Here is a 20455-nt window from a genome sequence, read left to right as displayed (position 1 = left end):
GGTAGAGCAGGGGATTGAAAATCCCCGTGTCGGCAGTTCGATTCTGTCTCCGGGCACCATCTTTCGACCGTTTTTCGTCACGGTCAACCAGTCAGTAATCCCAAATACATCAACAAGTTACCGCCGAGTGATTCTCACTTGGCTGACATTATCGTTCTAGCTTCTCACCAACCGCAGCGGCGTGTGTTGAATCGATTGTGTCCTAATTGTGCCATCGATCCGACACGCAGCCGCTTGCAAGTGATCAGCCGCCAAATGCGCATAGCGCAATACCATCTCAAAGCTGGACCAGCCCCCCAATGCTTGTAGCTCTTGGAGAGACGTTCCGTTCTGGACGTGCCAGGACGCCCAAGTATGGCGCAGGTCATGCCAGCGAAAATTCTCAATCCCCGCTCGCCCCAACGCCGCTTTCCACGCTTTTGTGGAAGTGCGATCCACTGGCTTATCCGCATAAGTAAACACCCAGGCACTGTGTTTGCCCCGCTGACCTTCTAAAACGCTCAGCGCGGAATCGTTCAACGGAACGGCAATCGCCTTACGCGACTTGGATTGATCTGCATGAATCCAGGCCATACGACGTGCAACATCCACTTGATCCCAGCGCAGATAACTCACATTGCGTTGCCGAAGCCCGGTGGCCAAACTGAATTCAGCCAGAGCTGCCAAATGTGGCGGCAACTCCTTCAACAACAATGCGGCCTCCTCACGGGACAAATAGCGCACACGCTTTTTCGGTTCAGGATAGAGCTTCACGCGCGGACATCGGTCGATCCACTCCCAGTCATCCCGGGCAGCTCGCAAAATAGCGCGAACCAGCGCCAGGTACCGATTGGCGGTGGATGGGGTGGCCTCAATTTTCTTGAGCATCCCTACCTGGTCTACCCGGTCCCGGCTGATTTCGTCGAGGTACAAGCCCCCGAAATACCCATCCAGCCAACGCAGTTTACCCAGGTCTTTGTCTCGATCCGCTTTGTGATCCTTCTCCTGTACCCAACGCACCACAGCCTCCTGCCAGGTGCGTCTTGGCTTTTCACCGAGACGGTGAGCCCGCCACAGGCTTACTTTCAAGTGGTCGTGGTATTCCTGCGCTGACGCGCGGTCTTCAGTCCCAGCAGAGCGGCGTATTCGCTGCCCCGAGGGGGTCCGCACATCGACCCACCAGACCGGTCCTCGTCTATAAATTGCCATAAGGGTTTCTCCTTACAGCCACTTACGGACGCTTGCCCGGACCCACCATACGACGATTCCAGAAAAGCGACAAGATCCTCCTCTCTGAACACCCAGCGGCGCCCGGGCTTCGCGCCCCGCAGCAAACCCGCGTGCGCCAAGCGCCGCACGGTCGCCTCCGCGATCAGGAGCAAGCTCGCCGCTTCTTCGACCGAGTACGTTCGCATGCCCCCTCACTCCCCACCCTCAGCGCCTGCGTCAGGCGCGGGGGATGGGCTGGACAGGGTGTTGTAGCGTCTGGCTTTCTCGCGCGATTTAAGTTGGGCATAGCGCGTCAGGTCAGCGCCTGACCCCCAACCCGTAGCCCGGTGGTAACTCACCGCGTCCCGGATATATCGCTCGAGCCCCTCAAAGAAATCGGAAATACCCTCTCGAGCCATGTAGGAGGTGATCCCACTCAACCCATGTTTAAACAGAAAGTGATCGTCAGGTACCCGCGCGCGACTAATGCGTGAGAGGTTTTCGCTACGTGGAACGCCCCAATTTGCTTGCACCAGGTGATCCCACAGAGGATGGTTCGGCCAGCGGGTGCGGCTATCGTCAGACGCACTGGGTACGGTTAAACGCAGCCAGTTGTTCGCGCCATAGCGCCACAGGGCCGCAAGGCTTGCGCCGAGGTGCTCTGTAGTTTCCACCCCAAGCTCTTTGAGGACATTTCGTTTAAACTGAAACTCAAGACGCCAGACCGTCGTCGTGCCGTGCCAGCCAGACGCTTGCCACAGTTCGTGAAGATAGTATTTTTTAGACTTCTGGATCTCCTCGGTCTTGTCGTACAGTCGTGCTGATATATCTCCGCCCAAGCCAAAGGCATATCCCGTGAAGCGCCGGGTTGTATAATAATTGCTTGCCTGATTGGCTCGAGTAACCCAGGCATCCAGAGCCAGTGAACCAATGTCTACCTCTGTTGTGAAATCAACGCAGATATCCACACGACTAACGTTTGGGGTGATCGAGGCTCCACCAAGCTGGCTTACCACACTCGACAGGGCACCTGTTGCCGCAGCCCAACCTGCGCGAGTGATCAGCTCGCTACTGAGTTGCACATAGGCGAGTGGGAGCCTATGTGCCTTTTCACCGCACACCTGGATATGAAACCAGTTATCCACCAAAACATAGGGGAACCGCCCCTTTCCACGATCCCGCACTTCGAAGCGATGATCGTCCACCACAAAAACAGCACACGACGAAACGGCCAGGTCAGCTGATTTTGCACGTTCCTTAAGCTCGTCGAGGTGCCTTGCCTGTGCATCTGACAAGCTACCCGGATATGACAGATACAGGCTGTCTATACCCGCGCGGAGGATGTGCGTGGACGGATTCTGTTGAATGCTGTTTGCAGGTGCTGTGTTACTAGGCGGCGCACCTTCCTCGACGGTGGGGAGGTGTGGGTGCGGGGTTGTCTCCGACACTCCCGACCCCACACACTCTCCCTCATCAGTGGATGGGCTCGATACACCTATCGATACTGAGTCTTGTTTAGCCATGTTGATTCTCCTTGATCAGACATGGCCGTCATACTTATTCCTCAGGGGCGAATAGACGACGACAGAATCTGCGCGTTTTATGTCGCACGATCAGATTGCCAACGCTGGATAAGGCGCTTGAGACTCCTGGAGGCATCCCCTTCGACATCATCGGGATAAAGCTTCAGTTCCTGACAAAATAGCTCATAGGCGCGCTTTTCTGTCAGGGAAGCGAGGCAATTCTCTTGTTCCAATACATAAAGACATACTCGCAATGGCGCGTAGGGTTTCATTTTCTTGGTGGGAGCGCCTTGCCGAAGCCGTTTGCTGGCTTCCTGGAAGAATCCCTCATCGCCCTGGTACTCCGCCAAAGCCATTCGATCAGCAAAAGGGGGACAGGTCAGTATGGTTCGGTCGATAAGTATCGCGTCAAAAAAAGCTCTGTCGTTGCCTTTTTCAACTTCCTTGGTCAATTCCTCCAAGGACTTACTGTAGAAGCACATGGATCGAAGGTTACCCCTTAGGGCCATCGCAATACCCAGAATATATTTGGCATCTTCTGGTTCGCCTTTTGGCTCAAATTCCTCGAGTTGACTCAGGATCGCGACGTGAGGATCTGACGCTTGAGCAAGCTCAGAAAACTTTGATTCCAGACTAAGTAATTTGAGCTGCCAGGCCACCAGATCCAGGAAGGGAACCTTGTAGAAGGTAGCCCAGAAAAAGGGCGGGGTTAAGCGCTCAGCAAATCCACCTGGCAGTGAGGTCATGAACCCCCTTAGTTCAGCCAAGCCTGACTCAACCGATCGAAGTTGCTGCGTGAGCGCCTGTAGATCAGCTGCGGAATAGCGACCAAACTCCTTCCTAACCATCTTCGCGTTCGAATCCTGTGGTTTGTCACCGAGGGGCTAAGGGTTGACGCGGCAAGACTCAATTCCAGTTTACGTGCCACTTAACACCAACAGCGGAGGGTTTATGAGGTTATTTTTCCGCCCCGAAGGGGGGCTACCGCCTAACAGCAGACATATAACGACCCCATTTGAGGCCGGAGTGGAGCGCGGCGGAACTGGGGTCGAGGCCCACTCCGTGGGCGACAAACATGCGCTTGTTAGTCATGGTCAGGAGATCCAAAAGTCGAATGATACAGCTCTGTAGGCACAATCACTAAGTCCACATTGTATGCGCTTCAATAAGATGTCGAACCCATAAAACGGTTTTGGCCCAACGGTCACATACAAGTCACCCCCTCGATAAAAGATGCGCCTTATGTGCTTGGCTTCTTCTAGATTTAGTTTTTCCCCAGTATCGACTTCAAAGATATCTAAATTATTTGTGATTATACTATTAACAGCTTCAACAGCTTTTCTTGCGATGTGGGCATTCACACCATCATCTACAGAAATGTAGTTCGATCCGTCTACTAGACGAAGGGCTTCGTTCAGGCGACAGCTCCATTTGTACTCGTGTGACGTAGCACGACAGGTGACCGAAGGGACAACGCCTATCGTGGACGACCTTTGCTCCGCAGGGTAGTCAATCCGAATAATGGTGTGCCCCTCGTCTGTACTGACCATACAGATATGCTCGAACTCCTTCTTGGTCAAGCTAGGATCTATTGTTTCCACCTCCCCTAACATGCGAGCTAACCCCGATGCGTCCAACTCGACTACCGGAGGGCAAGAGTACGTTGATGCACTGACATTCGCAGACAGGAAAGCCATGTAAACTGTAAATAACTTTCGGAGCATGGTATTGGCTAACGCCTCGAAAAGCGGCCGGCGTCGCCGGTCCGTTCCGCGAAGCGAACGCGCAGCTTCGACTGGTTACGTTGGATTATCACCGACCAGCTCCCGAATCTCTGAAAGGATCTCTAGTTCCTCTTCAACCCATTTATGCGTGAGACCCGCCTTACTTGCTTTATACCAATCTAATCGCTTAGATCCGCCACAAAAGCCGACTTCCGAATCGCCATACAAGAAGAATAAATAGGTCAACCCTGGAGTCAATTCCATTCCTGCCGTAGTAAGGCTAGTACCGACACTCCCACTCGAATGAGATTGTCCTTTCAACAACTCAAGCGTGACGTAGTTGGCCGTTACGGTTATAGAACTGCTGTCATTCCATTCAGCGGAGGCGTTCTGTAGTTGAGCAACAACAATTGTCGTTGCTGCACCCACTTTCGCCTCCAACGCTTCAATTTCCGGATTGCATTTCGCCGCAGCGCTAGTCGAAAGGGCTACTGCGATCAACAACGGGATCAAAGATCTTGTATGGGCGGAGAGCATGGGTAGCAACCTAACGCCGCAGGCTGCGGCGCGTGCAGTTTGCGCGTCCGTAGCCCTGCCTTGTTATTGAGCGCGGCTTAAAATCTATGCACAGAATGACGACGCCTCCAGTTCTTTTTCGATTCGGTGTAACAGAACTTTAAAGCTGGGACCGCTACAAAACTGCGGATGCTGCTTTATATACAGCAGAGCTTCCTCAAATGTAGCCCTGCTCTCATCCTCTCGTCCTATACCTTTCTGAATTTGCCCTTTCAATTCGAGATACTCAGGAATTCTTGATTTATCAGGCTCTAACTTAATTGCACGGTTGATCGAATAGATCGCGTCAGTACGCATTTCTCCGTGGGCCCGAATATAGTACTTGTGAGCTAGGTAAGCTTTGATACTTTTTTTAATCCAACGCATGACGCCCACTCGTAGCGCTCAATAACAGCGAATTAACAAGACTGGGCCGAATAACCTCATTCCGGTCAACTCGACCACAGAAGCCGAAAGAAAGAAGACTTTTAGCATGAAATTAGTATGTTAGCTATTCGCACTTGAAATCCAACCGAGATAACCGGACGTCATTCGAAGCCATGCCCCACCCTTTTCAATAAACAGCGGCTTTGGGACATCAACTGCCCTTAGCGGCAGCGCAAGTAGAATGACCGCACTTAGGTGCGGACTCAAATTCACAGTTGTGCGGACAGATTATTGATCATTAGGTCTCGGGGTTAGGTGCGGACTGTGGCCACAATTGTGACCACACAAAATGGCACCATCAAATATTCAGTACCATTACGTCACATAAGAACAGGGAGCAAACGTCGTAACTGGCTGATTAAGCTGAATATTTAGTTTGGCCAGCGAAATTGAAAATCCCCGTGTCGGCAGTTCGATTCTGTCTCCGGGCACCATATCTCCCTCCCGTCCAGCGAGCATTCTCCTACGACGCTTCGACCTCCCGCTCAACGATACTGCGACGGGCCAGATTACTTCCGGACAGCTGCCCTCACAGCGCACAACGCTCCGCCCAGCACCACAGATTCCCTTCGGCAAGCCCCCGTTCTAGCCGGCGGCGACCTCCGGGATGCTTCCGACAAGCGCTATCGCCTCAATCTCGATCATGAGTTCCGGCAGTGCCAGGGCGCGCACCTCGACAATGGTGTCTGCGGGGTAGGGCGGTGTGAAGTACTGTCTGCGCAGCTCCACAACATCGGGAAAATGGCTCATGTCCGTCAGGTAGATCGTGACTTTCACCACCTGCGCCAGGCTACTTCCCCCGGCTTCCAGCACATCGGCAAGGTTGCGAAACACCTGCTGCGCCTGTGCAGCAAAGTCGCCGACGCCAACCAGCTCTCCATGGCTGTTGATAGCAGCCTGTCCGGAGGTGATCACCAGGTTCCCCACGCGGAAGGCTTGGGAAATGCGGTAGGGCGCCAGCGGGTCGGGTCGAGTGGCGATCTGCCGGGCGTAAACTGGATTGTCGTCAGTCATGGCCTGCGCTCCGCTCAAGGGACATGCATCAACGCTTGATGTCGGTTATCTGCCGGTAGAGCTTGTCTGCCTCTTCCGACAACACGGAATATTGTCGTATGTTGCCGTTACGCTGCGCCTGCATGGCCTCGCCCAGCTTGGACTCATACGCTTTTTGCAGTTTCTTGAGCTGCCTCTCCTCGGGGCTCTTGAATAAACCCAGCATCACCTTTCTCCTCGCCTTTGCGTGTAGATGGATACGGGCACCTACGCTTTTGGTTCAATGCCGTTAGCGAAAAAGGGCACGATTTCCCTGCCGGCGCACGGCCCGCTCCAGCTCAAACACGTGCGCATCCTCCGCCCCCAAATCCCGCAACGCGTCAGCGAGATGCAACAGGTACTCGCGATTGGGACCACTCGGGCCCACGGCGCGGTCGATCTGCGCAGCGATTTCCACCTCACTCGCCGGCCCCAGGTAAGCGGGGTTGTCCGGCCCTGCGATATACACCAGGGCCTCTTCACGCGCACCACCCTCGAACTCCGCATCCACCACCACCCTCAGGTAGCCATTCTTTTCCCGATGGTCCAGGTGTTCGAAAACAGCCGGGGTAATCTCAAAGGCCATGCCCTGGCAAACTGCCCCGGCGCTTTCCACCAGGGTGACCACGCGGCCCGGTGCCGCGGGCGTTCCGCGATGGTCGTGTGAGCCCTGCCAGAAGCGGCGCGCCCACCCGCGAATGATGGCGGGGCGCCGCTGCAGAAAAGGAAAGTCCACTTTGTAGATCAGTGAACCGTAGCCAAACAGCCACAGGCGCTCGTGACTGGCGAAATAGTTCATGGCGCGGTTTCGAGCAATGGTGTCAGCGTCCATTAGTGTCGACATGGTGCGCGGCGACCTCCCCTGTGCGCTGCGGTATACTGCGTGCCGAAAATTTGCTGAACCGTCCACCCATGCCACACGATGGCGACGGCTCCACCGGCCACCAAGGATAAAGCAACGCGATGAAACTTCACCACCACGTTACCCGCGAAGCCTACGCGCCTCCCAGTACGCGGCAGCGGATTTTTGTCCGCTACCTGGTGTCCATTCTGATCGACCTGGTGGTACTGAACCTGTGCGCCGAATACTGGCAGCACGTGCAGATTTCCTCCTTCAGCATTACCCTCGCCGCCGCGCTGCTGCTGCAGTTGCTGCTGCAGGGCACCCTCGTCATCGAGCACCGTATAGCGGCCTGGTTCTCCGGGCGCCAGGGGTTATCCTGGCAGTTCCTGCGCTTCTTTTCTGCCTGGCTGGTGTTGTTTGCCTCCAAGTTCGTCATGCTCTGGGCGATCGACCTCGCCTTCGGTGATGCCTTGCTGTTTACCGGCCCACTGCACGGCGTGGTGGCATTCCTGGCGGTGATTATCGCCATGGTAGCGGCAGAGGAGCTGGTCGAGCAGCTCGTGCGCCGTCTCGCCTGAGCGCGCCTTCGCGGGCTAGGCCTGCATTCCCCAGAGTGGCTTGGTGCCCGTGCGCGGCAGATGAGGCAGCACTCGCTGTTCGAACAACTGCAGCATGGCCCAACCGCGGGCGGGGTCGATCCCCCCGAAGAGCGGGGTCAGGTACAGCGAGCTGTGTTCGCCCAGCTCCCGGGCCAGGGCTACCACCGCTTCCGGCCGCAACACCTGGTAAGCGCCGCTCTCGCGCACTGTCTCCGCCGTCATGCCGCCCGCATAGGGGCCCTGGGGGGTGCCGTAGGCCTCCGCGGTCCAGCGGGAATAGGAATCCAGCACGTGCAGGATGTGCGGCGCAATCCACTGCCAGTCCGCTTCGGGGTCTTCCGACACCCAGAGGAAGGTCGGGCCCTGCCGGGGATAGGGGCCGGGATCCGGCTTGCCCAGGCGCAGGCAGGCGTCGCGGTAGGGTTGCCACACCTTGGGTGGAAACAGCGGCACGAGAAAACCGTCGGCAATTTCGGCGGCAATGCGCGCCACCTTCGGCGCCATGCCACCGAGCAGGATAGGTACCGGTTTTTCCGGCACCGGGGACACCAGGCAGGGGCGCCCCTCGTAGGTGAAAGGCTCGCCGGTCCAGGCTGTTTTCAGCAGCCGCGCGGTGTTGCAGGTTAGCGCGAAGCGATCCTCCACCCGCCGACCGTACATGGCGAACTCCACCGGCCGGTAGCCGAACCCCAGGCCCAGCTGCATGCGCCCAGCGCTGACGAGCTGGGCCACGGCCAGGTCTTCCGCCAGGCGCACCGGGTCATAAAGCGGGGCAAGCAGCACAGCGGTGCGCAACGCCACCTGCCGGGTACGCCCCGCCATCGCCGCGGCCAACACCAGTGGCGAGGGGTTATAGCCGTCGTCCGCGCAGTGATGCTCACCAAAACCCAGCACGTCAAAACCCACCCGGTCGGCCCACTCGGCCATATCCAGCGCTGCGGCATAAGCCGCTTCCCTGCCCACACCGAACGTCGGTGTACGCATATCGAAAATCATCACCAGTTCCATGGCGTCGCTCCTCGGGGGACCACTACCAGTGGCAGACACTGTAACAACGCGGGCGCAACACCCAAACCGGTTTCAGCGCCCGGAGACGATGGGGCGCATCAACTGACTGTTGGGCCCGGGAACAATACCCGGCTGTTGTAACGGTGGGCGCAGGCCGGGGCGCTGCGGCGGGTGCGGCCGGTGACCCGGGTGCCAGGGAATGACCACGGGCGGCACATACACCGGCACGTAGCGGACGGTTGTCTCTGGCTCCGATTGCCGGGCGGGAGGGCGGGCCTCAACCTGCGCCCGCAACCTTGCCACTTCCCGTTCAAGCTCGCGTTCGCGGCGACTCTCTGCCAGGCGGTCGGTGCTGTAACGCATCGCTTTCAGCTGCTGCTCGGCCGCTGCCGGATCACCCGCCTCTGGCGCGCGTATGCGCAACACCTCGGTGCCGGTGCCCTCCGCCGGCGGCGTATCGGAAAACTGCACCGTGCCATTGGGCCCCTCGGAACGGTAGACCGTGGTGTCGGCAGCCAGGGCAAAACCACCCATAGAGAACAGGACGATAGCGCAGGCGATAGTCGATAGCTGTGGCATGTCCTCATTATAGATCAGTTGACAGATCAGGGCGCTGTGGTTACCCGGCCGGATTCTCTTGATGTGGATCAAGCTCTGCGCTTTTCAGCCCCGGTTATACCGCAGATGAGGTATGAGCGGCTTGCGCCGGGAGGAGGATAGTCGGTATCAAAGATCATCCGGAACCGGAGAATAACCATGACCGCACAACAAATGAATGATATCGACCGCCTCTACGCCAGCGCACGCAAAATGGTACCGGCCCTGCGCGAGCGCCAGACCGAAGCCGCGCGCCTGGGCCACCTGCCCGAAGCCACAGTACGCGAAATGCAGGAAGCGGGTTTCTTCCGCATCATGCAGCCCGCACGCTTTGGCGGCTATGAAATGGAACCGGAGGTGTTCTTTCGCGTACAGATGACCCTTGCCGAGGGCTGCATGTCCACCGCCTGGGTGCTGGGTGTGGTGGCGATCCACAACTGGCAGCTGGCGCTGTTCGACGAGCGCGCACAGCAGGACGTGTGGGGCGAAGACACCAGCGTACTGATCTCGTCCTCCTACATGCCGGTCGGCAAAGTGACCCGCGTCGACGGCGGCTACAGGCTGAGCGGCCACTGGGGCTTTTCGTCGGGGTCCAAGCACTGTGACTGGGCCTTCCTGGGCGCCATGGTGCCGCCGGAGAACGCGGGCGAGGCGCCGGACTACCGCACCTTCCTGGTGCCACGCAGTGACTACCAGATCGTGGATAACTGGGACGTGAGCGGTCTGGAAGGCACCGGCAGCCACGATATTGTGGTGAAGGACGCCTTCGTCCCCGAATACCGCACCCACCGCTCCATTCACGGCTACGAGTGCAACAGCCCCGGCAACGCGGTGAATACGCACCCGATCTTCCGCCTGCCTTTCGGCCAGATCTTCGTGCGCGCCGTGTGCAGCTCGGCCATTGGCGCCCTGCGCGGCGTCACCGACAGCTACGTGCAGGTGAACCGCGAGCGCGTGGGCCTGAACGACGGCAACAAGATCGCCACGGACCCCGATGCGCAAATGGCGCTCGCGAATGCCATTGCCACCGTCGACGAGTGCGAGACCATCATGTTCCGCAACTTCGACAAGATGCTGGACGCCGCGCGGGAAGGCAGCTCGCTGCCCATTGAAGAGCGCATCAAGATGCGTTTCGACGCGTCGCGGGTAGGGGCCAAGTGCGCGGATGCAATCAACGCCATGTTCATCGCCTGCGGCGCGCAGGGCATCCACCGCGGACACCCGCTGAACCGGGCGTGGCTGGATATCAATGCCGGGCGCACGCACGTGGCCAACAACCCGTTCAAGTTTGGCCGCAACCTCGGCGGCAACCTGATGGGCCAGCCGAATACAGACTTTTTCCTTTAATACAACACCATAACGAGCAGCGCACTGCACCGGAGAGACCCATGACTGTTCAACAAAAAATCGAACCCTATGTGATCAAGGCCGAACCGCGCCCGGAGCGCTATGCCCGCGGCTGGTACGTCATCGGCAACGCGGCCAGCGTTACCACCACACCGCGCATGCTGGAAGTGTTCGGCACCAAGCTGGTTGCCTACCGCGGCGAAGACGACGGCGCCGTGCACATCCTCGACGCCTACTGCCCGCACATGGGCGGCGACCTCAGCGGCGGCAAGGTCTGTGGCAATTCCGTGGTCTGCCCCTTCCACCTGTGGAGCTGGGGCGCAGACGGCGTGTGTGACGACATTCCCTACGCAAAGAAAATCCCGGACAAGGCGGTGATCAAATCCTGGCCTGTGCTGGAACGCAACGGTCTGGTGCTGGTCTGGCAGGACCCGGAAAACAACGCCCCCATCCCCGGCCAGGAACCCGCCGAGATGACGGACTGGTACTCCGGTGAGTGGACCGACTGGGAAATGCGCGCCATCCCGATCAAGACACTGGGCCGGGAGCTGGTCGACAACATGGCAGACATGGCCCACTTCGGTCCCATCCACTACTCAACGGTGAAGTCCTTCCGCAACACCATGGAAGGCCACAAGTTCGTACAGTACATGGTCGGCGGCCACCAGATCTTGACTGAAGGCGACGGCGGCCTGATCACCAGCGTAGCCACCTACGAGGGCCCCGCCTACATGACCACCACGATGACCGGCAGCATGGATGGCCACCCGATGACGGTGCACCTGCTGGTCAGCCACATACCGGTGGACATGGGCAACTTCATCATCAATTTCGGGGTGATGATGCGCAAGGACCCGAGCCTGAGCCCCGAGGAAAACCAGAGAATGCTGGATGAGTACACGGAGAAGAACATCGAGTCTTTCCACCAGGATGTGGCAATCTGGAACAACAAGTGCATCATCGACAACCCCCTGATGTGCGATGGCGACGGCCCCATCCACATGGTGCGTAAGTGGTACAGCCAGTTCATGACCAACGTGGCCGATATTCGCCCCGACCAGGTGAAGGCGCGCGAGCATGTAACCATCGACGGTCCGACAGTGGACGAAGTGCTGGCTGCCCAGCGGCAGTAACCAGCGCCATTCAGGCGCCGGAGTGCCTCGCGCGCTCCGGCGCTTTTTTCGTTAAACTGGCGCAAATCGTGTGGAGCACCGCATTTGTTCGCTCTGGTCGCTATCAACATGCTCATCGTCATGCTCACCGTGGCGATCCACTACGAGTTCCTGCACTGGATGACGCGCCTGCTGCCGCGCCTCAACATCGTGCACCGCGCACGGATTGTGGTCGGTGTCGCCGGCGCCATGGTGGCCCATTCCATTGAGGTGTGGGTGTTCGGCCTTGCCTACTACCTGATGATCAACACGCCGGGGTGGGGCGAACTGCACGGCGAATTTTTTGACGGCTCACTGCTGGACTGCATCTATTTCTCGTTCACGGTATTCACCACCCTGGGGTTCGGCGACATTTTTCCCGAGGGTGACCTGCGCTACCTGATCGGCATCGAATCACTGACCGGCCTGGTGCTGATCACCTGGACCGCCTCTTTCCTCTACTACGAAATGCAGCGCAGCTGGAGCGGCACCTGATGAACACGCTTACCATTCGCGAAGCGCGCCGTGAGGACTGCCCGCTGATCCTGCAATTCATTCGCGATCTGGCCCTGTACGAGCGCGCGCTGGAGGAGGTGGAAGCCACTGTACCGCAGCTGGAAGCCCTGCTGTTCTGCGAGCATCCGAAAGTCTACGGCGTGATCTGCGAGCAAGGTGACCGGGCCCTGGGGTTTGCGCTGTATTTCTACAACTTCTCCTCCTGGCTCGGGCGCCTCGGGCTGTATCTGGAGGACCTGTATGTAAACCCCGCCGAGCGCGGCAAGGGGGCGGGGAAGGCACTGCTGCGCTATCTGGCGCAGGTGGCGGTCAATGAGGGTTGCGGGCGCTTCGAGTGGAATGTGCTGGACTGGAATGAACCCGCCATCCGTTTCTACGAGTCCTTCGGCGCGCGGCCCCAGAGTGAGTGGACGGGTTATCGCCTGACCGGTGACGCATTGCGCAGGTTCGCCGCGAGCGGGGACTGAACCAGCGCACAGCGCGATGGATTGCACCCGGGCTGCGACGAACCGGGGTGAAGCCGCCGGTGGGGCCGGCGTATACTGGTGGCATGCGCATGTCGGAGCTTCTGCACAACAAGACCATCCTGTTCTGGGCGCTCCAGGCTGCCGGCTGGAGCGGCTGGGCGGTTTCCTATTACCTGGGCATCATGGTGTGGAGCACACCGCCCGAGGGCTACGAGTTCTACCTGCCCCTGGTCAGCCTGATCGGGATCGGCTTCACGCTGCTGCTGCGCCACCTGTACCGACGCACCTGGCAGCAACACCTGGCCTGGCGCGGGCTCGCCATGCTCGGCGGCTCCTACCTCGCTGCCCTGGCCTGGATGGGCCTGCGCGCCACCCTGTTTCAGCTGATGTTTCCGGATGAGCAGCTGGGCAAGCCCGATATGGCCTGGTACAACTATTTTTCAGGCACGGTATCTGCATTCTGGGTGATGCTGGTGTGGAGCGTGCTGTACTTCGGCATCAAGTACTACCTGCTGGTTCAGGCAGACAAAGAGCGCCTGCTCACGGCGATGTCCACAGCCCAGCAGGCGCAGCTGAAAATGCTGCGCTACCAGCTCAACCCCCACTTCCTGTTCAACACGCTGAACGCCATCTCCACGCTGATACTGGAGCAGGAGACCCAGCTCGCCAACACCATGGTCGGTCGACTCAGTCGCTTCCTGCGCTATTCGCTGGAAAACGATCCCATGGAGAAGGTGACTGTGGCCGAGGAGTTCGAGGCCCTGCGCCTGTACCTGGATATCGAGAAAGTCCGGTTCGGCGAGCGCCTGCAGCTGCATTTCGACCTCGCGCCACCGGCACGCGACGCGTTGATGCCCTCCCTGCTGCTGCAACCCCTGGTAGAAAACTCCATCAAGTACGCCATCGCCACCGCAGTGCACGGCGGTAGCATCGGCGTCAGTGCAACGCTGGAGGACACCGAACTGGTGCTCACGGTGGCCGATGACGGCCCCGGGCTGGATATGCGCGTCGGCCGCAACGCGAAGGGCGGCGGCGTCGGGCTCGGCAACATCCGCGACCGGCTGAGCGCCCTGTACGGCGAGCAGCAGTCCTTCCGGCTGGGCGCCACCGAGCCCCACGGTCTCACCACCACCATCCGCATACCACTGGAATACAAGGAGGCCGGTTGATGCAGGCCCTGTCCACCATCATTGTCGACGATGAAGACCTCGCCCGTCGCGGGCTGGCGCTGCGCCTGAAACAGATTCCCGGCATCGAGATCGTCGCGGAGTGCAGCAACGGCCGGCAGGCCCTGCAGGCGATCGCCGAACACGAGCCGGACCTGCTCTTTCTCGACATCCAGATGCCGGGTATGGACGGTTTCCAGGTGCTGTCGGAGCTGCAGGCCGATACCCTGCCGATGGTGGTGTTTGTCACCGCCTATGACACCTATGCCGTGGACGCCTTCAAGGTGCATGCCGTCGACTACATACTGAAGCCCATCGATGAAGAGCGGCTGGGAGAGGCCGTGGAGCGCGCGCGCCAGTTCAACGCGCAGCGGGCGTCAGCGAGGGACAAGGCGAAGCTGATGAACCTCGTGATGGGCATGACCGGCGCCAATGCGCAGACGGTGGAGGCCATGGCGGAGTCCGGGCGCCAGGGCTGGCCGGAAAAGCTGACGGTTCGCGATGGCAATGCCATTCACTTCATCAGGACCGCCGACATCACCTGGATCGATGCCGCCGGCGATTACATGTGCATCCACGCCGCAGGCAAGACGCACATCATGCGCGTTACCATGAAGGAGCTGGAGTCCATGCTCGACCCGGCGCAGTTTCTGCGCGTGCACCGCAGTACCATCGTCAACGCCCTGGAGATCACTGGCGCAGAGAGCCTCGACAGCGGCGAGTACCTCCTGCACCTCGAGAGCGGCGCCCGGATCAAGGTCAGCCGCGGCTATCGCGACCGGGTGCGCGCCCTGCTCGGCAGCTGACAACGCTTCGCTCACGGGGCTGGCAACTGCCGCGCAGTCGCGCATAATGGCGGCAGGCCAAGGCAGGGGAAGCAACAGCTATGAACATGAGTAAAGTGGTATTCGGGTTTTTCGTGCTGCTCGCGGTAACCCTCAACTTCGGGTTCTTCATTGGCGACATCGACAACCCGCAACACCACGATGTGTACGAACTCTTTGCCGCGCTGGTCGTCAGCCTGATTGCCACGGTGCTCAAGTTCGGCGAGCGCTCGCAGATGGGCGCCATTCTGCTTGCCTCCAGCCTGGTGGTGAACCTGCACCTGCTGGCCGCCGCCGTGGTCTGGGCCGTCGCGGTGCATGTCATGGAGGTTGGCCTCACACCCCGCGTGATGGCGTCCATCGTGTCACTGTCCGGCGGCGCACTGCTCGCCAACCTGGTGTCCCTGGTGCTGCTGACACTGGATACGGCCGGGCTCAGCCGGAAATAACCCGCCATGAGCCGGCATGCGCATAAATCCCTGGTATTCCTGTTCCTGCGGCGCATGCGCATGCCGCTGGTCATCCTCATTTCCGCCTATGCCATCGCCACAGTCGGGTTTACGCTAATCCCCGGTGTGGATGACCAGGGCAATCCCTGGCGCATGAGTTTCTTCCAGGCTTTTTACGTGGTGAGCTACACCGGCAGCACGATCGGGTTTGGTGAGGTGCCCTACCCATTCTCGGAAGGCCAGCGGCTCTGGACCATGGTCAGCATCTACCTGACGGTGATCGCCTGGCTGTTTTCCATCGGCTCCATCGTTTCCCTGCTGCAGGACCCGGCCTACACCCGCGCCCTGCGTCGCGCACGACTTGCCTGGAAGGTGCGCAATCTCAACCAGCCTTTTTACCTGGTCTGCGGTTACGGCGACACGGGCCGCATGCTGACCAGCGCCCTGACCGATCGCGGCTATCAGGTGATTGTCGTCGAGCACAACCAGGAAAAGGTCGAAGCGCTGGAGGTGGTCGAGTTTCTCGCGCCGGTCACCGCCTTCTGCATGAATGCCAACCTGCCGGACAACCTGATTGAAGCCGGCCTGCGCAGTCGCTGGTGCACGGGTGTCATCGCCGTGACCGGCGAGGGCCACGTCAATCTGAAGATCGCCATCAGTGCCACATTGCTGAATCACAAGGTTGCGGTGTATGCCAGTGCAGACACGCGCAACGATGCCGACAACATGCGTTCGTTCAACACCGACTGTGTGGTGAATCCCGTCGAGGAGTATGTACGCCGCCTGGAGCTGGCGATCGATAAACCCGACCTGTTCCGATTGTACCACTGGCTCAACTCCGGCCCCGGCGCACGGCTGGCCCGATCCACGCCCATCCCGCGTGGCAAGTGGATTGTCTGTGGCTACGGCCGGGTCGGTCGCGCGGTGTACCAGCTGCTGCGTGAGCGCGGCATGGATGTGACCGTCATCCACCCCGATCCGGAGCAGGCCGGCTGCCCCCACGGCTCGGTGACCGGCCGCGGCACGCAGGCGGAGGAACTCCGCGCGGCGGGCGTGGAAGACGCCGTCGGCATTGTCGCCTCCACCAGTGACGACGCCGACAACCTGTCCATCCTCATCACGGCGCGCGCACTGAACCCCGACCTGTTTCACGTGGTGCTGGAAAACGGACTCTCCAGTCACGCGCTGTTCCGTGCCGCGGAGCCGGATTTCCTCGGCCAGCCCAGCATGGTGGTGGCCGGCACCATTCTCAGCCGCATCAGCTCGGGACTGGTGGAACCGTTCATTCAGCAGTTGCTGCAGCTCAACAACGACACCGGCCGCGATGCGCTGGCGCGCTTCCTGCGCCACCAGAATGACCACCCACCGGAGTTCTCTTCGGGCCGCATCAGCAACCGTCGCTCACCGGCCCTGGCGCGCGCACTTACCGCGGGCCAGCGTATTACCGTGGGCAACCTGCTGGCAGATCCCAGTAACTGGCGTGAACGGCTGCACCTGGAAGTCGTCATGATCCGCAAGCAGAAAGAGGACATCCTGTTCCCCCCCGACGATCTACCGCTGGAGATGGGCGACCGGCTGTTACTGGCGGGCCGCGACGGCGAGGCCCAGCGCCTGCAGGCGGTGTTGGAGAACGATCAGCGCCTGGACTACCTGCTCACCGGGCGGGATCGCCAGCAGGGGCTGTTCTGGCAGTGGCTGGAGCGACGCAGCAGTGGCTGATCAGCGGCAGACGATAGCGTCGCCCTGCCCTTCGCGGTCGACAATGTCGCCGATGATTGCCGCCTCGGCATAGCCTGCTGCCCGCAGCGCTGCGAGCAGGGCCGGCGCAGCCTCCTGCGCCACACCCAGCAGCAGGCCGCCGCTGGTCTGCGGATCGAACAACAGGTCGTAACGCGGGCCAGCCACCTGCCCGGGGAACGCACCCTGTGCGTTTGGTTCATGCATGGTGCTGCGCCGCCCCGCCTCCAGCTGCGCAAGCGCACCAGGCAGCGCCGGCAGGGCGGCCAGCGACAGTACCGCACCCTGCCCGGGCCGAAGCATTTCCCGCAGATGCCCCCACACACCAAAACCGGTGACATCGGTCGCCGCGCCGACGCCATGGGCCAGCGCCAGGCGTGCCGCCGCCTGGTTGCTCTGCAACATGCCGGTGATGGCGTTGTGCACCTCGCGGCCATCAGCGTGCAGCTGCATGTGCGCGGCAAACAGGGTGCCGGTGCCCAGTGCTTTGGTCAGAATCAACTGGTCCCCCGGACGCAGGCCGCGCTTGCGCAGAAGACGCCCGCTCTCCATCGGCTCGCCGCTGACCGCGAAACCCAGCGCCAGCTCCGGACCCTGCAGGCTGTGCCCCCCCAATAACCGGCAGCCCACCGCCGCAAACTCCTGCAGCGCGCCGGCCAGCAACTGCACCAGGTCGCGCTGCTGGATGGCCGGTTGACTGAAGGGTAGCGTCACGGCGGCGAGCGCTGCGGTCGGCTGTGCACCGCTGGCGAACAGGTCCGACAGCGCGTGATTGGCGGCAATGCGCCCCATCAGCCAGGGGTCTGACACCAGGCTGCGCAGAATATCGAGACTCTGCAGCTGCATACCGCCCGCTGGCGCCGTGAGCCGTGCTGCGTCTTCGGCACCCTCATGGTCCGGACACTGCTGCGGATAGTGCTGGCGCAGTTCCGCCAGTGCCGCCGCGAGCCGGTCGCCGGCCACTTTCGCGCCGCACCCGCCGCAGGGTGGCTGACGGTCCGCGACACGCGCCTCGGGCAGCGTCTCCACGATGCCGGGCATACGCTCGGGCAGGGACACAAACTGCGCCATAAACCGTCGATCAATCCGGTCCTTCCAGCGCCAGACCCAATCACCGGTGGCCGCGAACGGCCCGCGTTCCGCCACTGCACGCTGTGTTCCCAACGACAGCAGGGAGAGAAAATGCCGCTGTGGCCGGTGGCGGCGCAGGGGACGCTGCAGCAGCGCGTTGCGCAGGTTCGCGGCCAGCACCGGTGCCTGCCGGACCGCATACACGCCGGCTTTGGGCCGCGGGTGTTGCAACTGCGTGGCGATATCTCCCGCGGCAAAAACGGCGGGGTCATCGACCGACTGCAGGGTGTCGCTCACCGCGAGGAAACCGCCCTCGACGGTGCGCAGGCCACTGGCCCCGACCCAGGGCGCCGCCGCCGCGCCGGTACACCAGAACAGCGCGTCAAATGCCGCAGTGCTGCCGTTTTCCAGTGTCAGCTGTGCCGCCGTGACGCGATTCACCCGGCTGCCGCACAGCACGCGGACGCCCGCCGCCGCCAGTGCCCGCCGGGCCGCGGCCCGGGCGTGGCGATTGTAGCCGGGCAGTATGTCGGCGGCCGCGCAAAACAGGCTGAACTGCGGTGTCCTGTCACGCAGGCGGTGCGCCATGGCCAGGGCCAGCTCCACGCTCCCGGCGCCACCGCCCACCAGGGCAACGTGCGTTGCCCGCCCATCGCTTCGCCGCAGCAGCGTGGTTTCAAGTGCCTGCCAGCGAGCCCAGAAGTCCGCCACCGGCTTGACCGGTGTCGCATGCTCCCGGGCGCCGGGCACGCTGTCGAGGTCGGGCTGGGAGCCGATGTCCAGACTCAACACGTCGTAGCCCAGGACGGGACGCCCGGAAATGCCGAGCTGGCGCGCCGCCGGGTCCAGAGCCGTCACCGCCGCCTCGATAAAGCGCGCTCCCGCCCACTGGCAGAGCCGCGCGAGGTCGATATGGGTCTCGTCGAAGGTGTAGTGGCCCGCGATCAGCCCCGGCAACATGCCCGAATAGGGTGTGTGGCTGGAGGGGGACACCAGGGTGATGCGCAGGCCGGCGAGCGGACGCATGGCGAGCATTCGCAGCGCCAGCGCATGTGCATGACCGCCACCCACCAGCACCAGGTCACGCTGCACCGGCTCCACGGTCAGCAAGACAGTGCGCTCCGGGCGTAAGCGATGACCTCCCGACGGTTACCCTGGAACAGAACGGTACCGGCCCGCTGTGCCAGTTGGTAGCTGTACATCGGATCGTAATAGGCTTCCAGCAGCTCGCGAATCCAGGCGCGGTGCGCTGCGTTGCCCCCGCCACTGTGTTGCAGCGCAAACGCCTGTTCCATGGTGGCGCGCAGCGCCTGGTGGCGGGCGCCACCCAGCCGTTTGCGAATGCCGTCGAGCCCCTCCAGCAGGCGGGCGCGGTGCATTGCCGGGCCGTCGACAGCTCCGAAACGCCTGGCGTAGCGCGCGCCCAGGTCAACGATATAGTCGTCGAGAATCACCGCCACGCGTTCGTCGAGCGGCTCCTCCACCACCAGCATGGGCGCGCGCTGCATGCTCTGGCGCAGGTTTTCGGGCAGTGCCAGACGCCCAATCAGGCGCCCCTCATCCTCGAGCAGCACCGGCCCGGGCCGGCGGGAAAGCCGCTGCAGGAATGCGATGCTCAGCGCGTTCTCGAAATCGATCTGGCTGGGCTGCGGTTCCGGCAAATGGCCGAAACTGGAGCCGCGGTGACGGGCCATGCCCTCGAGGTCCAGCGCCTCCGGCAACGCGTGAATGACCCGGGTTTTCCCGGTGCCTGTGCGCCCGCTGACCAGCACCAGTTGCGCCCGCTCCAGCGAGCGCGCCAGTTCCTCCAGCAGAAACCGGCGCAACGCCTTGTAGCCGCCCTCAATACGCGGGTAGACAATGCCTTCGTCAGCCAGCCACTGCTGCACGGTTTGTGAACGCAGGCCACCGCGCCAGCAGTACAGGTAACCCTGCGGATGCCGCTGCGCGAACGCGCGCCATGCCGCCACGCGCCGCTCCCGCTCACGGCCCGCTACCAGTCGATGGCCGAGTTCGATGGCCGCCGCCTGGCCGCGCTGTTTGTAGCAGGTGCCGACCTGGGCGCGCTCGTCATCGGTCATCAGTGGCAGGCTGGTTGCACCGGGGAAGGCGCCATGGGCGTACTCCCCGGGCGAGCGCAGGTCCATGAATACCGCGTCCTCCAGAAACAGGCGACGGTAGTCAGCGCATACCGGAAGATCGGTCACCCG

21 protein-coding genes are annotated in these 20455 nt (G+C 61.1%); 9 read left to right on the top strand and 12 right to left on the bottom strand.

Annotated features, from left to right (window positions below):
* Nucleotides 1-156: 156 nt before the first annotated feature.
* The 8 genes from AACZ17_RS06355 to AACZ17_RS06320 form a co-directional block, all read right to left on the bottom strand.
* Nucleotides 157-1068, bottom strand: coding sequence for a site-specific integrase (locus AACZ17_RS06355; RefSeq protein WP_339637942.1), 912 nt, complete (start codon nucleotides 1066-1068; stop codon nucleotides 157-159).
* A 332-nt stretch (nucleotides 1069-1400) separates the two neighbouring features.
* Entirely contained in the window at nucleotides 1401-2711 is a 1311-nt protein-coding gene (locus AACZ17_RS06350) for a hypothetical protein (RefSeq protein ID WP_290741223.1), read from the bottom strand.
* 77 nt (nucleotides 2712-2788) lie between these two features.
* Nucleotides 2789-3457 carry a hypothetical protein gene (locus tag AACZ17_RS06345; protein WP_339637941.1) on the bottom strand — a complete coding sequence of 223 codons (669 nt, stop codon included), beginning with the start codon at nucleotides 3455-3457 and terminating at the stop codon, nucleotides 2789-2791.
* A gap of 1053 nt (nucleotides 3458-4510) precedes the next feature.
* A complete protein-coding gene (locus AACZ17_RS06340; protein ID WP_290741219.1) occupies nucleotides 4511-4972 on the bottom strand; it encodes a hypothetical protein in 462 nt (153 codons plus the stop codon).
* An 84-nt stretch (nucleotides 4973-5056) separates the two neighbouring features.
* On the bottom strand, nucleotides 5057-5377 hold the full coding sequence (locus AACZ17_RS06335) for a hypothetical protein (RefSeq protein ID WP_290741217.1): 321 nt from the start codon (nucleotides 5375-5377) through the stop codon (nucleotides 5057-5059).
* A gap of 645 nt (nucleotides 5378-6022) precedes the next feature.
* Nucleotides 6023-6451 carry a RidA family protein gene (locus tag AACZ17_RS06330; protein ID WP_290741215.1) on the bottom strand — a complete coding sequence of 143 codons (429 nt, stop codon included), beginning with the start codon at nucleotides 6449-6451 and terminating at the stop codon, nucleotides 6023-6025.
* 28 nt (nucleotides 6452-6479) lie between these two features.
* A complete protein-coding gene (locus AACZ17_RS06325) occupies nucleotides 6480-6656 on the bottom strand; it encodes a DUF6435 family protein (protein ID WP_290741213.1) in 177 nt (58 codons plus the stop codon).
* A gap of 63 nt (nucleotides 6657-6719) precedes the next feature.
* Nucleotides 6720-7313: a gamma-glutamylcyclotransferase gene (locus AACZ17_RS06320; protein WP_290741211.1), complete on the bottom strand. Its 594-nt coding sequence runs from the start codon at nucleotides 7311-7313 to the stop codon at nucleotides 6720-6722.
* A gap of 119 nt (nucleotides 7314-7432) precedes the next feature.
* On the opposite strand from AACZ17_RS06320, the gene AACZ17_RS06315 reads away from it, so the two are divergent.
* A complete protein-coding gene (locus AACZ17_RS06315) occupies nucleotides 7433-7891 on the top strand; it encodes a hypothetical protein (RefSeq protein WP_290741209.1) in 459 nt (152 codons plus the stop codon).
* A 15-nt stretch (nucleotides 7892-7906) separates the two neighbouring features.
* On the opposite strand, the gene AACZ17_RS06310 is transcribed toward AACZ17_RS06315, so the two are convergent.
* Nucleotides 7907-8920, bottom strand: coding sequence for an LLM class flavin-dependent oxidoreductase (locus AACZ17_RS06310; protein WP_290741206.1), 1014 nt, complete (start codon nucleotides 8918-8920; stop codon nucleotides 7907-7909).
* Between the two features lie 72 nt (nucleotides 8921-8992).
* Nucleotides 8993-9499 (bottom strand): DUF4124 domain-containing protein, encoded by a 507-nt coding sequence (locus AACZ17_RS06305; protein WP_290741203.1) that lies wholly within the window; start codon nucleotides 9497-9499, stop codon nucleotides 8993-8995.
* 177 nt (nucleotides 9500-9676) lie between these two features.
* Between AACZ17_RS06305 and AACZ17_RS06300 the strand changes: the two genes are divergently transcribed.
* The 8 genes from AACZ17_RS06300 (at nucleotide 9677) to AACZ17_RS06265 (ending at nucleotide 17156) form a co-directional block, all read left to right on the top strand.
* Nucleotides 9677-10864: an acyl-CoA dehydrogenase family protein gene (locus tag AACZ17_RS06300; protein WP_290741200.1), complete on the top strand. Its 1188-nt coding sequence runs from the start codon at nucleotides 9677-9679 to the stop codon at nucleotides 10862-10864.
* A 41-nt stretch (nucleotides 10865-10905) separates the two neighbouring features.
* Nucleotides 10906-11997, top strand: coding sequence for a Rieske 2Fe-2S domain-containing protein (locus AACZ17_RS06295; protein ID WP_290741197.1), 1092 nt, complete (start codon nucleotides 10906-10908; stop codon nucleotides 11995-11997).
* Nucleotides 11998-12081: 84 nt separating this feature from the next.
* The gene (locus AACZ17_RS06290) at nucleotides 12082-12510 is read left to right on the top strand and encodes an ion channel (protein WP_290741194.1); all 429 of its coding nucleotides are present in this window, start codon (nucleotides 12082-12084) and stop codon (nucleotides 12508-12510) included.
* Nucleotides 12510-12998 carry a GNAT family N-acetyltransferase gene (locus AACZ17_RS06285; RefSeq protein ID WP_290741191.1) on the top strand — a complete coding sequence of 163 codons (489 nt, stop codon included), beginning with the start codon at nucleotides 12510-12512 and terminating at the stop codon, nucleotides 12996-12998. The genes AACZ17_RS06290 and AACZ17_RS06285 overlap by 1 nt, the downstream gene beginning before the upstream one ends.
* 89 nt (nucleotides 12999-13087) lie before the next feature.
* Entirely contained in the window at nucleotides 13088-14167 is a 1080-nt protein-coding gene (locus AACZ17_RS06280; protein WP_290741187.1) for a histidine kinase, read from the top strand.
* On the top strand, nucleotides 14167-14970 hold the full coding sequence (locus tag AACZ17_RS06275; protein WP_290741184.1) for a LytTR family DNA-binding domain-containing protein: 804 nt from the start codon (nucleotides 14167-14169) through the stop codon (nucleotides 14968-14970). The genes AACZ17_RS06280 and AACZ17_RS06275 overlap by 1 nt, the downstream gene beginning before the upstream one ends.
* An 80-nt stretch (nucleotides 14971-15050) precedes the next feature.
* Complete coding sequence (locus AACZ17_RS06270) at nucleotides 15051-15437, top strand: DUF6394 family protein (RefSeq protein WP_290741181.1); 387 nt, start codon at nucleotides 15051-15053, stop codon at nucleotides 15435-15437.
* A gap of 6 nt (nucleotides 15438-15443) precedes the next feature.
* Complete coding sequence (locus AACZ17_RS06265) at nucleotides 15444-17156, top strand: potassium channel protein (protein ID WP_290741178.1); 1713 nt, start codon at nucleotides 15444-15446, stop codon at nucleotides 17154-17156.
* Here AACZ17_RS06265 and selD read toward each other — a convergent pair whose 3' ends face one another.
* Both selD and mnmH read right to left on the bottom strand, forming a co-directional pair.
* Nucleotides 17157-19346 (bottom strand): selenide, water dikinase SelD, encoded by a 2190-nt coding sequence (gene selD / locus AACZ17_RS06260; protein WP_290741485.1) that lies wholly within the window; start codon nucleotides 19344-19346, stop codon nucleotides 17157-17159. It lies immediately after the preceding gene.
* Nucleotides 19347-19348: 2 nt separating this feature from the next.
* Complete coding sequence (gene mnmH, locus AACZ17_RS06255) at nucleotides 19349-20452, bottom strand: tRNA 2-selenouridine(34) synthase MnmH (protein ID WP_290741175.1); 1104 nt, start codon at nucleotides 20450-20452, stop codon at nucleotides 19349-19351.
* Nucleotides 20453-20455: the final 3 nt, after the last annotated feature.

This window comes from uncultured Haliea sp., from assembly GCF_963973825.1.
GTDB lineage: Bacteria > Pseudomonadota > Gammaproteobacteria > Pseudomonadales > Halieaceae > Haliea.
This window is presented reverse-complemented; position numbering and strand designations above follow the sequence as displayed.

Bases quoted from the DNA above. Each gene is read 5' to 3' on its own strand.
- AACZ17_RS06350 (WP_290741223.1), bottom strand. From the start codon at position 2,711: ATGGCTAAACAAGACTCAGTATCGATAGGTGTATCGAGCCCATCCACT.
- AACZ17_RS06345 (WP_339637941.1), bottom strand. From the start codon at position 3,457: ATGACCTCACTGCCAGGTGGATTTGCTGAGCGCTTAACCCCGCCCTTT.
- AACZ17_RS06340 (WP_290741219.1), bottom strand. From the start codon at position 4,972: ATGCTCTCCGCCCATACAAGATCTTTGATCCCGTTGTTGATCGCAGTA.
- AACZ17_RS06335 (WP_290741217.1), bottom strand. From the start codon at position 5,377: ATGCGTTGGATTAAAAAAAGTATCAAAGCTTACCTAGCTCACAAGTAC.
- AACZ17_RS06330 (WP_290741215.1), bottom strand. From the start codon at position 6,451: ATGACTGACGACAATCCAGTTTACGCCCGGCAGATCGCCACTCGACCC.
- AACZ17_RS06325 (WP_290741213.1), bottom strand. From the start codon at position 6,656: ATGCTGGGTTTATTCAAGAGCCCCGAGGAGAGGCAGCTCAAGAAACTG.
- AACZ17_RS06320 (WP_290741211.1), bottom strand. From the start codon at position 7,313: ATGTCGACACTAATGGACGCTGACACCATTGCTCGAAACCGCGCCATG.
- AACZ17_RS06315 (WP_290741209.1), top strand. From the start codon at position 7,433: ATGAAACTTCACCACCACGTTACCCGCGAAGCCTACGCGCCTCCCAGT.
- AACZ17_RS06310 (WP_290741206.1), bottom strand. From the start codon at position 8,920: ATGGAACTGGTGATGATTTTCGATATGCGTACACCGACGTTCGGTGTG.
- AACZ17_RS06305 (WP_290741203.1), bottom strand. From the start codon at position 9,499: ATGCCACAGCTATCGACTATCGCCTGCGCTATCGTCCTGTTCTCTATG.
- AACZ17_RS06300 (WP_290741200.1), top strand. From the start codon at position 9,677: ATGACCGCACAACAAATGAATGATATCGACCGCCTCTACGCCAGCGCA.
- AACZ17_RS06295 (WP_290741197.1), top strand. From the start codon at position 10,906: ATGACTGTTCAACAAAAAATCGAACCCTATGTGATCAAGGCCGAACCG.
- AACZ17_RS06285 (WP_290741191.1), top strand. From the start codon at position 12,510: ATGAACACGCTTACCATTCGCGAAGCGCGCCGTGAGGACTGCCCGCTG.
- AACZ17_RS06280 (WP_290741187.1), top strand. From the start codon at position 13,088: ATGTCGGAGCTTCTGCACAACAAGACCATCCTGTTCTGGGCGCTCCAG.
- AACZ17_RS06275 (WP_290741184.1), top strand. From the start codon at position 14,167: ATGCAGGCCCTGTCCACCATCATTGTCGACGATGAAGACCTCGCCCGT.
- AACZ17_RS06270 (WP_290741181.1), top strand. From the start codon at position 15,051: ATGAACATGAGTAAAGTGGTATTCGGGTTTTTCGTGCTGCTCGCGGTA.
- AACZ17_RS06265 (WP_290741178.1), top strand. From the start codon at position 15,444: ATGAGCCGGCATGCGCATAAATCCCTGGTATTCCTGTTCCTGCGGCGC.